The sequence below is a fragment of the Frankia sp. CeRuru1 genome, assembly GCF_977966315.1.
In genome coordinates this window covers 1-13,997 of sequence record NZ_CDWWEW010000108.1, presented here as the reverse complement: position 1 = coordinate 13,997, position 13,997 = coordinate 1, and the positions used below count along the sequence as shown (strand labels likewise).

Annotated in this window: 12 protein-coding genes; 6 read left to right on the top strand and 6 right to left on the bottom strand. The window is 69.2% G+C overall.

All coding sequences use genetic code 11. The annotated features are described in order from the left end of the window. A partial coding sequence (locus tag AC08OP_RS10395) for an ABC transporter permease subunit (RefSeq protein ID WP_476614001.1) occupies nt 1-2,112 on the bottom strand: 2,112 nt, incomplete at its 3' end. 426 nt (nt 2,113-2,538) lie between these two features. Here AC08OP_RS10395 and AC08OP_RS10390 point away from each other — a divergent pair. Together AC08OP_RS10390 and AC08OP_RS10385 are read left to right on the top strand one after the other, a co-directional pair. Next, complete coding sequence (locus tag AC08OP_RS10390; protein ID WP_476614000.1) at nt 2,539-3,492, top strand: CAP domain-containing protein; 954 nt, start codon at nt 2,539-2,541, stop codon at nt 3,490-3,492. A 326-nt stretch (nt 3,493-3,818) separates the two neighbouring features. After that, nucleotides 3,819-5,768, top strand: a complete 1,950-nt coding sequence (locus AC08OP_RS10385; RefSeq protein ID WP_476613999.1) for a glycosyl hydrolase — start codon at nt 3,819-3,821, stop codon at nt 5,766-5,768. Between the two features lie 73 nt (nt 5,769-5,841). Here the strand turns inward: AC08OP_RS10385 and AC08OP_RS10380 are convergent, their stop codons facing one another. Both AC08OP_RS10380 and mshB read right to left on the bottom strand, forming a co-directional pair. Next, on the bottom strand, nt 5,842-6,066 hold the full coding sequence (locus AC08OP_RS10380; protein ID WP_462186202.1) for a DUF1918 domain-containing protein: 225 nt from the start codon (nt 6,064-6,066) through the stop codon (nt 5,842-5,844). A 52-nt stretch (nt 6,067-6,118) separates the two neighbouring features. After that, on the bottom strand, nt 6,119-7,042 hold the full coding sequence (gene mshB / locus AC08OP_RS10375; RefSeq protein WP_476613998.1) for an N-acetyl-1-D-myo-inositol-2-amino-2-deoxy-alpha-D-glucopyranoside deacetylase: 924 nt from the start codon (nt 7,040-7,042) through the stop codon (nt 6,119-6,121). A gap of 188 nt (nt 7,043-7,230) precedes the next feature. Between mshB and AC08OP_RS10370 the strand changes: the two genes are divergently transcribed. Together AC08OP_RS10370 and AC08OP_RS10365 are read left to right on the top strand one after the other, a co-directional pair. Further along, complete coding sequence (locus AC08OP_RS10370) at nt 7,231-8,316, top strand: PLP-dependent cysteine synthase family protein (protein ID WP_476613997.1); 1,086 nt, start codon at nt 7,231-7,233, stop codon at nt 8,314-8,316. Nucleotides 8,317-8,451: 135 nt separating this feature from the next. Further along, a complete protein-coding gene (locus AC08OP_RS10365; protein WP_476613996.1) occupies nt 8,452-8,886 on the top strand; it encodes a response regulator in 435 nt (144 codons plus the stop codon). 31 nt (nt 8,887-8,917) lie between these two features. Here AC08OP_RS10365 and AC08OP_RS10360 read toward each other — a convergent pair whose 3' ends face one another. The 3 genes from AC08OP_RS10360 to AC08OP_RS10350 form a co-directional block, all read right to left on the bottom strand. Further along, complete coding sequence (locus AC08OP_RS10360) at nt 8,918-10,015, bottom strand: amidohydrolase family protein (protein ID WP_476613995.1); 1,098 nt, start codon at nt 10,013-10,015, stop codon at nt 8,918-8,920. Nucleotides 10,016-10,139: 124 nt separating this feature from the next. Further along, nucleotides 10,140-10,511 (bottom strand): hypothetical protein, encoded by a 372-nt coding sequence (locus AC08OP_RS10355; RefSeq protein ID WP_476613994.1) that lies wholly within the window; start codon nt 10,509-10,511, stop codon nt 10,140-10,142. A 346-nt stretch (nt 10,512-10,857) separates the two neighbouring features. Next, on the bottom strand, nt 10,858-11,808 hold the full coding sequence (locus tag AC08OP_RS10350; protein ID WP_462186185.1) for a LysR family transcriptional regulator: 951 nt from the start codon (nt 11,806-11,808) through the stop codon (nt 10,858-10,860). Between the two features lie 164 nt (nt 11,809-11,972). Here AC08OP_RS10350 and AC08OP_RS10345 point away from each other — a divergent pair, with 164 nt between their 5' ends. Together AC08OP_RS10345 and sdhA are read left to right on the top strand one after the other, a co-directional pair. Continuing rightward, nucleotides 11,973-12,641, top strand: coding sequence for a succinate dehydrogenase cytochrome b subunit (locus AC08OP_RS10345; protein ID WP_476614002.1), 669 nt, complete (start codon nt 11,973-11,975; stop codon nt 12,639-12,641). 106 nt (nt 12,642-12,747) lie between these two features. Beyond that, nucleotides 12,748-13,997: succinate dehydrogenase (quinone) flavoprotein subunit (gene sdhA, locus AC08OP_RS10340; RefSeq protein ID WP_476613993.1), on the top strand; the 1,250-nt coding region annotated here is incomplete at its 3' end.

Sequence of the window (13,997 nt, the reverse complement as noted above, 5' to 3'; positions counted from 1 at the left end):
CTCCGGCGCCATGCCCCCACCCGACCGGGACAGCACGACGACGAGGACGATCCCGCCGATCAGCGGCACGTAGCGGTCGAGCTCGGCCAGCCAGTCCCGCACCCATCCGCCGAAGACCGCGGCGACCAGGGCGGCGCCGGCCGCGACGGCCCAGGGAGCGTACCGGGCAGCGGCGCCGAGCCGGCGGCGCGGGCGCGGCACGCTGACGAGCGAGGCACCGGCGGCGAGGCCGAGCAGCCCGGCGAGGGCCGCCACGACGACCCGCAGCAACACGCCGAGCCGGGCGAGCAGGTCGCCGACCCAGCCGCCGAGCCGGGTCGCGAGCGCCCCGGCGGCCATCGTCGCCCCGGCGAACGCCCCGCTGACCCAGCCGACCCCGCCGACCACCGCGTAGGCGATGAGCATGATCGACGAGAACGGCGCGAAGGCGCCACCGCCGTAGTCGATGTTCCCGCGCTCCCCGTAGACGTAGAACGCGTAAAGCACCCCGCCGAATCCGGCGATGGCCGCCGACAGCGCGAAGGCGTAGAGCTTCGCGCCGACCACGCTGATGCCGAGCGCGGCGGCGGCCCGCTCGTTGGTCCGTACCGCGATCAGCCGCCGGCCCGCGCGCCCGCGCCGCAGGTTGGCGACGGCCAGCGCGACGAGGACGAAGGCGAGGACGGAGACGGTCGCGAACCCGCGGGGGTTGGCAACCTTGTCCAGCTCGATGCCGAGGAACGTCTGACGGCCGACGACCGTGCCCTCCGGGGAGGCCAGATCGCCGAACAGCGAACCGATGGAGTCCGCGCTCCTCGGCGCCGGGGAGTGGTAGCCGCGCTGGAACAGCAGAGCGTCGACGGCGGTGCCCAGGCCCAGGGTCACCACCGCGAACTGCAGGCCCCGGGTCCGCAGCGCCGGCAGGGCGAACAACAGTCCGACCGCGGCCGTGCCGGCGACCCCGACGAGCATGGCCGCTTCCAACGGCCAGCCGCGGGTCGCGACGAGCCGTCCGGCGATCAACGCCGCGATGCCGGAGAAGGCGAGCTGCGCCAGGGACAACTGCCCAGTGAACCCGACGAGCACGACGACGGACAGGATGACCAGCGCCCACAGGGCGTTCGCGTCGATCGCGTCGACCCAGTCGACCGGCAGCAGCCACCAGATCGCCGCCAGGGTGGCCGCCACGGTGACCGCGAGGGCGCGCGGATGCACCCGGCCGCTGCCGAGGGCAGGATGACGTTCGGCGAGGTGGCCGCGTTCGGGTATTCCCCGCCCGCGGATCGCGAGGTAGAAGACGATGACCGCCAGCGGCACGGCCCGGTCGGCCCCGCGCCACCAGGGGTGCTCGGCGACCAGCTGGAACTGGGTCTCCACCTCGACGACCCCGAGGGCGAGCCCGCCCGCCAGCACCATCGGGAAGGAGCGGAACCGCGCGACCAGCGCGACCGCCAGCGCCGGGACGATGAGCAGGAGCAGGTTCGCCGAGGACAACGGGTTCTGCAGCGGCGCGAGCAGGACCCCGCCGAGACCGGCCAGCGCGCTGCCGGCGCCCCAGGCCGCGGCGGCGACGGTGTCCGCCGACCAACCGAAGGTCGCGGCGGCCCGGAGGTTCTCCGCCGCCACCGTCGCGGCGAGGCCCACCGTGGTGAACCGGAACACCGCCCAGAGCCCCGCGACCAGCACGGCGACCACGGCCAGCCGGACGAACACGGACACGCCGACGGGCTCGTCGAACAGCGTGATCCTGCCGGTCGGCAGCACCGTCGGGGAGGTGCGCACGGCACCGGCGAACATCAGCGTCAGCGACGACTGCAAGATGATCAGCAGACCAAGCGTCGCCATCAGCCGCAGCAGCGAGGTCGCCTCGCGCAGCCGCCGCATCACCAGCAGGTGGAACACGACCCCGATGGCGGTCGTCGACAGCATGGCCAGCGGCGCCGCGAGGCCGAGCGGCAGCCCCCACCCCGCATGCAGCCCATGGAAGGCATAGGCCGCCCAGGCCAGCAGCGCGCCCTGGGCCAGGTTGAGCACACCGGCCCCACGGGCGATGACCACCACACCCGAGGCCACGAGGGCGTAGAGCGCGCCCGTGCCCAGGCTGAGCAGGGCGTAGCCCATGACGTCGTTCAACGGCGGCCCACCCTGCTCCGGGCACCGCGGAACGGCGCCTCGATCATCCCCTCAGTGGCCCCCCACCAATGGTCGCCGGCTCTCCTCGATCGCGATGAGCGGCGTGAGCCCACCGGAAAATCCGCAGCCAGGCCATTGATCACGTAATCATGGCAACCGAGGTGACGGTACGACCGGACAGACCGACAAGGCAATCAAACCAGCCACAACAGCCACCGAACCCCACAACAGCCACCGAATCCCATGAGAGCTACCGAACCTCGCAAAAGCCACCTAACCCCACGGATTGGCCAGGGGTGACGGAACGCGGACACACCGCGGAACGCCCGGGATGGCACCATCGGACGAACGCTCGATGGCGGACGAACGCTCGATGGCGGACGAACGCTCGATGGCGGACGAACACGGCTACAGGGGTGGAAACGGATGAGGGACCTGGTACCTGGCGCGAACGGGCCGTTGCCTCCCGGCCCTGTCTCGGTCCGGCTCGCCGGCCCCTTCGACGTCTGTGCGCTCGTCACCGGCGCGAACGGCAAGGTCGCCGCGGACAGCGACTTCGTGTTCTACAACCAGCCCAGAGCGCCGGGCGTGGCGCTCTCGGGCAGCGCGGTGACCGTCGATCCGGGCCGGCTGCGCCCGGGCGCCGAACGTGTCGTGATCGCCGCCAGCCCCGAGAACGGTACGACGCCCTTCGGACGGCTGCCAGCTCTCGCCGTCACCATCCATAATGATCATGATGCCCTCATCGCCCGCTTCGCGCCGCCGCCGTTGTCCCGCGAGACCGTGGTCACGCTGGTGGAGATCTACCGGCGCGGCACCGCGTGGAAGATCCGGGCGGTGGGGCAGGGGTACGCGGACGGCCTCGCCGGTCTCGCCCGGGACTTCGGAGTCGCCGTCGACGACGGCGGCAACGGCCAACACGACCAGGGCCAACGCCGTGCCCCGAGCCGGTATCCCGACTCCACGGGTCGGGGTACCGGGGAGGGCGGTCTGACCCTCGTGCTCGCGCGGGTCGTCACGCTCACCAATGCCGAGCGCGCCCGGGAGGGTCTCGCGCCGCTGACCGTCGACGACCGCCTGGCCGCCGCCGCGGAGGCGCACAGCGTGGACATGGCGACCCGTGGCTTCTTCGCGCACACCAGCCCGGAGGGACGCACGGTGTCCGACCGGGTGAGCGCCCTGGGCTACCGCTACGCCCAGGTCGCCGAGAACATCGCTGCCGGCCAGAACAGCGCGGACGAGGTGGTGACGGGATGGATGAACAGCCCCGGCCACCGGGCGAACATCCTCATCCCACAGCTGCGCCAAATCGGCGTCGGGCAGGCCACCGGCGGCGAATATGGTTTCTACTGGACGCAGGTCTTCGGTACCCTGCTCTGACCGTCGGCGCTCTGACCACTGGCACTCTGCCTGCCGGGTCGAACGGATCACGATTTTCCTGCGCCGGTCCCAAAGAACCGCCAGAACCGGTGACATCGCCGCCGCAGGCGAAAAACCTGCGCAACTCGGCTGCGCACGTTCCGCCGGAACCGATGGGAAAGACAACGTCACAAGTCTTCGCCCACGCCTGGAGAAGTCCGCGTCGAATCTCCGGACAACGGCGTTCGGCCATGCCCGCGAACCACTGATCTAGCGTCCTTCCTGGTTGAGTCAGCTTTCATCGACAAGCTCGACATGCGTTCCACAACCCAGGACAGGACTGGAGAATGCGTACAGAGGATCAACGGGACGGGACGGCGTCCCAACCCAGGAGATATTCGAACGGCCGTCATGCGCGGACTCGAGCACGTCGCCACCGGCTCGGCGGTCTGCTGCTCACCCTCACCGTGGCCCTGGTGACCGGGGCGTTGACCGGACCTGCCCGCGCGCAGACCCCGACGATCATCGAGGACGGCACCATCGGCACCGGGATCAACCAGGTCTCCTACACCGGGACGTGGACCCGGTGCACCGGGTGCATAGCCGGGCCCATCGACGACGGCTTCCGGTACTCGTCGACCTACGGCAGCGTCGCCACGTTCCAGTTCATCGGCACGCGGGTGAGTATCTTCGGGGTCAAGGGACCGTGGAGCGGCCAGGCCGCGATCAGCATCGACGGCAGCACCCCGGCGCTCGTCGACACCTTCGCCACGACCGCGGTCGCGAGCTCGATCTTCACCTCGGACAAACTCATCGCGGGCACCCACACAGTGCGGATCACCAACCTGCACGAGCGCAACCCCGCGTCCCGGGGCTACGACATCGCCTTCGACCGCGCCGAGTCGGTCGACGAACCGGCGCCGCCCCCGCCGACACCGCCGGTGCAAACGGCGCTGACCATCGAGGACACGACGATCGGCACCGCCACCAACCAGGTCTCCTACTCGGCGGGGTGGGCGAAGTGCAGCGGCTGCATTACCTCTCCGAACAACAGCTTCTACTACTCGGCGACCGCCGGTAGAGTTGCCACGATCCGCTTCAGCGGAACGCAGGTCAACCTCTACGGCGCCAAGGGCCCGATCGGGGGATTCAGCACGGTCCGCCTGGACGGCGGCCTGCCCACCAGCGTCGACACCTACTCGCCGAACGCGACCGTCACCCTGCTCTACAGCTCGGACAAGCTCGCCGCCGGCACGCACACCCTGACGCTGACGAACACCGGGCAGCGCAACACCTCCTCGAGGGGCAACAACGTCGGTTTCGACCGGGCGGAGATCACCACCGGAGCGAACCCGCCGCCGGCCCCGCCGTCCTACGCCGGGCCCCGCTCGGGCAAAGGGTGGCTGACCGGCACCTATCCCGACCCGGTGATGAACCAGCAGAACCTGGAGTCGTTCTGCACCTGGCGCGGCGCGCCCTGCGACTTCACCCTGCTTTACACCACCCGGAACAACTGGGGGAACGTCAGCCAGCCGGTGGACCTGCTGCGGACCTTCGCCACCTGGCCCGGCCGGTTGATCATCTCCATTCCACCCTTCCCGGAGAACATCGGCGCCAGCAACGAGACGTGCGCCACCGGGGCCTACGACGAGTACTGGAAAACCTTCGGCCGCGTCCTGAACGCCTACGGCCGGCAGAACTCCTACCTGCGGCTCGCCTGGGAGGGCAACGGCGACTGGTACGAGTGGTCCGCCACCAACCCCACGGCCTACGTCAACTGCTGGCGCCACGTCGCGGACGCCATCAACTCGACCGCGGAGCCGGATCCCACCCTGTGCTGGTGCCTCAACGCTCACTACTCGCAGAACCCGCCGAGCCACAACCCGATCGACATGTACCCGGGTGACGCCTGGGTGGACGGGGTCGGCCTCGACGCGTACGACCACTGGCCGCCGTCCCGGACGAAGGCCGAGTTCGACGCCCAGGCCAACGCCCCCGGTGGGCTGAACTACTGGTTCAACTTCGCCCGCGCGCACAACAAGCTCTTCGGCGTCGGCGAATGGGGGGTGGTGAGTGGCAGCGGAAACAACGGCGGCGGCGACAACGCCAATTACGTCCAGTGGATGTACGACTGGTTCGTGGCCCATGCCGGCAAGGGGCTGGCCTACGAGTACTACTTCAACAACTGCGACCCGAACAACGTCGGTTCGAACCTGTACCGACCGCTCAGCGCCGCGTGTCTCTACCTGAACCGGCAGGCGGGCGCCCGCTATAAACAGCTCTACTCCAGGCAGTAGGGTCCGGGGGTGATGCCGGGTGCCGCCCGCCGACGACGATCAGTGGGCGGCACTCCTCCCCCCGAGGAGGTCCTCAGCCGGGCCGCCGGTCACGGCAGGGACGTAGCTCGACCGATTCGTAGGCCGCCGGGATGTACCACGATTCGCGGCCGTCGTCCCACCGGACGATGAACGGTGGCCGGCCGCTCTCGCCGCGAATCTTGAGTATCACACCGTGGCGCTCGGTACGACCCGTTGCCGAGTTACGCACGACGAGGCGGTCCCCGACCCTGGCGTACATGATGTTTCCGGTGTACATCAAGATTCCCTCCCGCGGTCTGTTCGCGGCCCGTTCGCGGCCTGTTCCGGCATCAGTGCGCCGCCACTCCGTCGAACAGGTCGGTTTCCACGCCGGAACCCGAGCCCGGGCCCACCGTCCCCCGGGCCAGCACGAAGTTCTCGGTGGCCTTCGCTGACCGGCCGTTCCCGTCGACCAGGGCGAAGAAGAATCCGTCCACGGTCATCTGGCTGCGGTGGGCCCGCATCGCCGCGATCTTCGCGGCGAAGAAGCCCGGCGCCTCGATCGTCGTGGTGACCTTGGTATCGGGAACCGACAGCAGCATGTCCGAGGGCATCGTGATCCCCTCGGGGACCGTCTTCGCCAGGTCGGACCGCCAGATGCGGTCCACCGCGGACTCGACCGCGGAGTGGGGCAGCGCCGTCTCGTACAACTTCGAGACCTGCCAGGTCGGACCCGCGTCGGGAGCGAAGTCCGGATCAGCCGCGTCGGCGAAGGCCCGGGCGGTGACGTCGTGCGCCCTGATGTGATCGGGATGGCCGTAGTCCCCGATCGCGTCGTAGGTCACCATCACCTGCGGCCGGACCTCCCGCACGATCCGCACGAGCGCCTCGGACGCGTCGTCCATGTTCGCCCGCCAGAAGCAGCGCGGGTCGTCGTTCGCGGGGCTGTCCAACATGCCGCTGTCCCGCCAACGACCGGCGCCCCCGAGGAAGCGGTAGTCGCTGACACCGAGCTCGGCACACGCCCGTTCCAGCTCCCCGATCCGGTATCCGCCGAGCTGGTCCGCGCGGTCCGCCCGCAGGTTGGTCAGCTCGGGGAGCAGCACCTCGCCCATCTCGCCCAGCGTGCACGTGACAAGGACCACCTGGGTGTCGGGATCGGCGGCGTAGCGGGCCATCGTCGCCCCGGTCGCGATCGTCTCGTCGTCGGGATGAGCATGGACGAACACGATCCGACGGGCAGGCAGCGCACCGGAACCTTGAGTAACCGGCATAGCTTGACTGTAGGGGCGACCCACGGACGGCGCATCTCGACCATCGAACTGGTAACTTGCGGATATAGAGCCCGCAATCGCGCCGATCACCCATAAGAGATAAACAGCTCACAGATCGATGAATCGACGAAGGCGGGCAGAAAGAACAAAGATCTTCATCCAAGCATGGCCCGGGGAACGGGAAGGGCATGAGTGATGCACCCGCCAGACAGGACGTCCGATGGACTCGGGAGGCCATTCGCCGAGTCGAGGCCGACACCAACAGATCGGCGGACACCCACCTGTTCCCCCTGCACCTGTGGCCGGCGGAACGGGGCGTGGACATCTATCTGAAGGACGAGTCGACGCATCCCACCGGCTCGTTGAAGCACCGCCTGGCCCGGTCGCTGTTCCTCTACGGGCTGTGCAACGGCTGGATCCGGGAAGGGACGACGATCGTCGAGGCGTCCTCCGGGTCGACGGCGGTCTCGGAGGCCTACTTCGCCCGCATGCTCGGGCTCCCCTTCATCGCCGTCATGCCCGCCTCGACCAGCGCTCAGAAGATCGCCCTGATCGAACGTGAGCGGGGTCGCTGCCATCTGGTGGCGGACGCCACCACGGTGTACGCGGAGGCCAGGCGGCTGGCCGAGGCCACGAACGGTCACTACATGGACCAGTTCACCTACGCGGAACGAGCGACGGACTGGCGCGGCAACAACAACATCGCCGAATCGATCTTCAATCAGATGGCGTTGGAGCGCCATCCCATCCCCACCTGGATCGTCGTCGGCGCCGGCACCGGGGGCACCAGCGCCACGATCGGGCGTTATCTGCGGTACCGGCAGCACAACTGCGCGCTGTGCATCGTCGATCCCGAGGGCTCGGCGTTCCACCGCGCCTGGTCCACCGGCGACCCGCACGCCACCGGCGGGCACTCCCGCATCGAGGGCATCGGCCGCCCGCAGGTGGAGCCGAGCTTCCTCCCCGACGTCGTCGACCGGATGATCACCGTGCCCGACGCGGCGTCCGTCGCGGCCATGTTGTTCCTGGAGACGCTGACGGGCCGCCGGACGGGTGCCTCCACCGGGACGAACCTCTGGGGCGCGGTGCGGCTCGCCTGCGAACTGGTGTCCTCTGGTCACCGCGGCAGCGTGGTCACCCTGATCTGCGACGGCGGCGAACGGTACGCCGACACGTACTATTCCGGTTCCTGGCTCGACGCGGCCGGCCTCGACCCGCGGCCGTTCACCGAGATCCTGCGCCAAGCCGTGACCTCCACAACCTGGCCGGGCTGACACGGCCTGGCCGGGCTGACACAACCTGGCCGGGCTGACACGGCCCGGCCGGCGCGGTGGCGACCCACCGAAAGCGATGCTACGGTTCCCCCCATCACTAAATGCCACCGGCAAATTACCTACTGCGGTGATTTTATGCGGAACCTGTCGCAGGACCCGGCCGGACAACGACCGGCGGACTCCGAGCCTGCCCGGCACGGCGGGACGATTCTAATCGCCGAGGACGATGCCGCGTTGCTCGAGGTCGCCCGGCGGATCCTGAGCCGCAACGGCTACGAGGTGCTGGCGGCTTCCACCGCCCTCGGCGCGTGCTCGATCGCGATCGAGCACCGGGGCGACATCCACCTGCTGCTCACGGACGTCATCATGCCGCGCATGCAGGGCAGGGAACTCGCGAACCGCATCCGGGCCCAGCAACCCGGCATCCGGGTGCTCTACATGTCGGGCTACGCCGATCCCGTCCTCACCGCGCAGGGGAAGCTGGACCCGGGGGTATCGCTGTTGACCAAACCCTTCTCCGAACGCACCCTGCTGGACAAGGTCCGGCAGGTCCTCGATGTTCCCCGCTGACCGGCCGCGTACCCGGGGGACGCAGGGACGTTCAGGGAGAGACCGGCCGTCCGCGCAGGACGATGAGGTCCGGGGCGCCGAGCACCGCGACGTCGGCCCGCGGGTCGCTCGGATACACCACCAGATCGGCCCAGGCGCCCTCGGACAGGCCCGGATAACCGAGCCAGGAGCGGGCCCCCCAGGTCGCCGCGTCGAGCGCGGCCGCCGCCGGCAGCCCGGCCAGGCGGAGCTCGGCCACCTCCGCGGCGACCAGCCCGTGCGGGAGGCTTCCCCCGGCGTCGGTACCGACGAAGATCGGGATGCCGGCATCGTAGGCCGCCCGCACGGTGTCATGGCGCCGGGCGTGCAGGGCGCGCATGTGCCGGGCATAGGCGGGGAACTTCGCCTCGGCGCCCGCGGCGATGTCCTCGAAGGTCGAGATGTTCACCAGGGTCGGCACGATGGCGACCCCCCGCTCGGCGAACAGCGGGATCGTGTGCTCGGTGAGACCGGTGGCGTGCTCGATGCAGTCGATCCCCGCCTCGACGAGATCCGCGAGGGAGTCCTCGGCGAAGCAGTGGGCGGTGACTCGGGCTCCGGCGGCGTGCGCCGCGTCAATCGCGGCCTTCGCCACGTCCGCGGGCCAGCACGACGCCAGGTCGCCCAGCCCGCGGTCGATCCAGTCGCCGACGAGCTTCACCCACCCGTCGCCCCGGTCGGCCTGCGCGAGGACCTCGGCGACGAGGTCGGCCGGCTCGACCTCCGCCGCGTAGTTGCGGAGGTATCGCCGGGGCCGGGCGATGTGCCGGCCGGCCCGCACCAGCCGGGGCAGGTCGTCACGGGCGTCGATCCACCGGGTGTCGGCCGGGGAGCCGGCGTCGCGCAGCAGCAGCGCGCCCGCCGCCCGGTCGGTGATGATCTGCTGCTCGGTGGTGGGCCTGTCGACGGCGCCGTGCGCGGCGAGGCCGACATGGCAGTGAGCGTCGACGAGGCCGGGCAACACCCATCCGGAGACCGTCCGTACGTCCCGGGCCGCCGCACCGGTGGGGGCGGAGAAGGTGATCCGGCCGTCGACGACCCAGACCTCGTCACGGACATCCGTCGGACCGACCAGCACGCCGCCACGGATCCGCAGCGTCGGCACGCTCATATTCACGTCATATCCCTATCACCGTCATCCGGTCACCGTCGTCCGGTCACCGTCGTCCGGTCACCGTCGCGCCGGCACCAGGCCCGTGGCGAGGACGCGCCGCCTGATCGGGCCCCGGAAGCACTCAGACGTCGAGCTGCGACTCGACGGCGCGCAGCCGATGACGGGCCAGCGCGAGGTTCGCGCGCGGCTTGTCGAGCACCAGATAGAGGAACAGGCCACGGCCGGAATGGCTCTGCAACAACCGGATCAGGTGATACTGGCGACCCAGCGTGATCAGGATGTCCTCGATGGTGTCCTGAAGCCCGAGACTCTCCATCGTCCGAATCTTCGCCCGGATGACCTCGGTGTTTCCGGCCGCGGCGATCTCGAGATCGATCGCATGCGTGTTACCGGCCGTTCCGAGGGTCATTCCACTGGTGAAGTCGACGAGGGCAGCCCCAAGCGCCCCGCTTATCTCGAGCGATTCCTTCAGGGCAATGTCGACGCTGTTCATATCGCCTCCCGTGTGTTCGAGGTCGACGGCAGCTCCGACGCTGCCCCCGTTGTGCACTGGCGCCAGTTCACGCGAACCGCGCGTTGGCAGTGGTCCCCGCAACCAGTCGTCCCCCCGCAGCCAGTCCCCGTAGACCGGAAACCGCCCGATCTACGACCGCTCGCACAACTTTAAGCCCACCCGACCGGATCGCGTGCGGGTGGGCGGAAAAAATGGGCTCGGTGGACGGGCGGACCACACGCCGAACCAGAAAAAGAGATGGCGATTCGCTCGAAAAAACCCGGCCGCCACGCCGCGAAAGGTCCACCTCATCGAATATGTTGCACGAGATCCTGAAGATGACAGATCACGTGCCGGCGGAGGTCGGTCCGGCGAGGAGTCGGGTGCCGTCGGGAAGGTTGCCCGAGGCTTCGGCGTCGCGGAGGTACTCCCACAGGACCCGTTGCAACTCGACGGCGGCACGGGTCGGCTCGACGTCGCGGCGACGCGCCAGCCCGATGGTGCGTTGCAGCCCCGGGAGCACGAACGGGGTGACCCGCATGCCGAGCCGGTGGGCAACCGTGCTCGGAATCACCGCGCTGCCCAGACCCGCCGCGACGAAACCGAGCACGGCGTCCATCTCCCCGCCCTCGATCGCGAAAATCGGCTCGAATCCGGCCTCCCGGCAGGCCGTCACGGTGGCCTCCCGCAGGTCGTAGCCGCGGCGGAACATCACCATCGGGTGGTTGCGCAGATCGGCCACGGTTAGCGGGCGCCCGGCGACGATCGGTGGCTCGTCCAGCGACGAGACGAGGACCAGGCTCTCGCGGATCAGCGGCGAGGTCGCCAGTGCCGGGTCGCTGCTCTGCAGCGGAAGGATGATCAACGCCAGGTCCAGGCTGCCCGCGGCCAGATCGCGGACAAGGTCGCGTGATCCCCCCTCCTCGACCAGCAGGCGGATGCCCGGGTACCGCTGGTGGAACAGTCGCAGCACGTCGGGCAGGAAGCCGGTGCACAGGCTCGGGGTGGCACCGAGGCGCACCGTGCCGTGGCGCAGGTCGAGCAGCTCGGTGACCCGCTGGCGGGCGGTCTCGGTGTCGGTGAGGATGCGCCGGGCGAGCGGCAGGAGCGTCTCCCCCGCCGGGGTCAGGCTGATGTTCCCCCGCGCGCGGTTAAACAAAGGTGTGCCCAGCTCCTGCTCCAAGGCGCGGATCTGCTGGGACAGGGACGGCTGGGCGACATGCACCCGCTGGGCGGCCCGGGTGAAGTGCCGGGTCTCCGCGACGGCGACGAAATAGGCGAGCTGGTGGAGCTGCACGCCGCCAGCGTAGACGTCGATAGGACGGCACTATCGAGTCCAGGTTTATCATGTCTTGGACCACTGGAGGGAGTGCGCTCTAGGGTGCGCTCGTGGCTGTGACAACCCCGGCGCGATCGGCGTCCCCTGCGCCCACCCCGCGGCCCCCGCGATCTTCGTCCGTCCTGCGCAACCTGTGGCGGTCAACCATCGGCAAAAAGACCGTGATGGCCGTCACCGGGCTGCTGATGCTCCTGTTCCTGATCGCTCACATGCTCGGGAACCTGAAGATTTTCTTCGGCCCTGACGACTTCGACCAGTACGCCGGCTGGCTCCGGGCGATCGGCGAGCCGATCCTGCACGATACGTGGTACCTATGGATCCAACGCGTCGTGCTGGTGCTGGCCGTGGGCCTGCACGCGGTGTCCGCGTACCAGCTCAGCCGGCGTGACCTGCGGGCCCGGCCGACAAAGTACGTCCACCGCCAACGAGCCCGGGCCAGCTATGCCACGCATGTGATGCGCTACGGGGGAATCACCCTCGCGTTGTTCATCGTGTACCACATCCTCGATTTCACGACGCTGACCCTCAACCGACACGGGGTCGAAGGTGCCGCCTACGACAACGTCGTGTCGAGTTTCAGCGTGTGGTGGGTCACGCTCATCTACATCGCCGCCATGATTTCCCTCGGGCTCCACATCCAGCACGGCTTCTGGAGTGCGGCCCAGACGCTCGGTGTCAACAACCCGAAACGGGACCGAGTTTTCAAGGCCTCCGCCAATGCCCTCGCGGTTCTCCTCACGGTGGGATTCGTGATCGTCCCGGTGTCGGTTCTCGCCGGCCTGGTGGATTGACGGCACGGCACTGGGCCGACGGGTCACTGCACTGGTGGATTGAACAGCCGACGGCTCCGCGGCCGACATTGCGCGGCGCGGTGCCGGAAGCATGGGAAGGGCTGACATGTCGTTTTACAACCTCGGTGCCGACATCGCCGACACCGCGGCGCCGGACGTACCGATCGAGCAACGCTGGGACAAGCGACGCTTCACCGCCAAGCTGGTCAACCCGGCCAACCGGCGCCGCCACACCGTGATCGTCGTCGGCACGGGGCTCGCCGGTGGCGCCGCCGGCGCCACCCTCGCCGAGCAGGGCTACCGGGTCATCCAGTTCTGCTACCAGGACTCGCCGCGCCGGGCGCACTCCATCGCCGCCCAGGGCGGCATCAACGCGGCGAAGAACTACCGCAACGACGGCGACTCGGTCCACCGGCTGTTCTACGACACGGTGAAGGGCGGCGACTTCCGCTCCCGGGAGTCCAACGTCTACCGTCTCGCGCAGACGTCCACCCAGATCATCGACCAGTGCGTGGCGCAGGGTGTGCCCTTCGCCCGGGAGTACGGCGGCCTGCTCGACACCCGCTCGTTCGGCGGTGTGCAGGTCTCGCGGACCTTCTACGCCCGGGGCCAGACGGGTCAGCAGCTGCTGATCGGCGCCTACCAGGCGCTGTCCCGGCAGATCGACGCCGGCGGCGTGGAGATACACCCGCGCACCGAGATGCTCGACCTGATCGTCATCGACGGGCACGCCCGCGGCATCGTCGCCCGCGACCTGGTCACCGGCCAGGTCTCCACCTACCTCGCCGACGCCGTCGTGCTCGCCACCGGCGGGTACGGCAACGTGTTCTACCTGTCGACGAACGCCAAGAACTCCAATGCCAGCGCGATCTGGCGGGCGCACCGGCGCGGGGCGTACTTCGCCAACCCGTGCTACACCCAGATCCATCCGACCTGCATCCCCCGCTCCGGCGACTACCAGGGCAAGCTCACGCTGATGAGCGAGTCGCTGCGCAACGACGGCCGCATCTGGGTGCCGAAGAAGGCGGGCGACACCCGCTCGCCCGACACCATCCCGGAGAACGAGCGCGACTACTACCTCGAGCGGATCTACCCGGGGTTCGGCAACCTGGTCCCCCGTGACATCGCATCGCGGGCGGCGAAGTACCAGTGCGACGCCGGCCGCGGCGTAGGCCCGGGCGGACTCGGCGTCTACCTCGACTTCGCCGACGCCATCAAGCGGATGGGCGAGGACAAGGTCCGCGAGAAGTACGGCAACCTGTTCGAGATGTACGAGCGGATCACCGCCGAGGACCCGTACAAGGTGCCGATGCGGATCTACCCGGCCGTCCACTACACCATGGGTGGGCTGTGGGT

Coding starts and splice junctions, on each gene's coding strand:
- AC08OP_RS10390 (WP_476614000.1), top strand. CDS start 2,539: ATGAGGGACCTGGTACCTGGCGCGAACGGGCCGTTGCCTCCCGGCCCT.
- AC08OP_RS10385 (WP_476613999.1), top strand. CDS start 3,819: ATGCGTACAGAGGATCAACGGGACGGGACGGCGTCCCAACCCAGGAGA.
- AC08OP_RS10380 (WP_462186202.1), bottom strand. CDS start 6,066: ATGTACACCGGAAACATCATGTACGCCAGGGTCGGGGACCGCCTCGTC.
- mshB (WP_476613998.1), bottom strand. CDS start 7,042: ATGCCGGTTACTCAAGGTTCCGGTGCGCTGCCTGCCCGTCGGATCGTG.
- AC08OP_RS10370 (WP_476613997.1), top strand. CDS start 7,231: ATGAGTGATGCACCCGCCAGACAGGACGTCCGATGGACTCGGGAGGCC.
- AC08OP_RS10365 (WP_476613996.1), top strand. CDS start 8,452: ATGCGGAACCTGTCGCAGGACCCGGCCGGACAACGACCGGCGGACTCC.
- AC08OP_RS10360 (WP_476613995.1), bottom strand. CDS start 10,015: ATGAGCGTGCCGACGCTGCGGATCCGTGGCGGCGTGCTGGTCGGTCCG.
- AC08OP_RS10355 (WP_476613994.1), bottom strand. CDS start 10,511: ATGAACAGCGTCGACATTGCCCTGAAGGAATCGCTCGAGATAAGCGGG.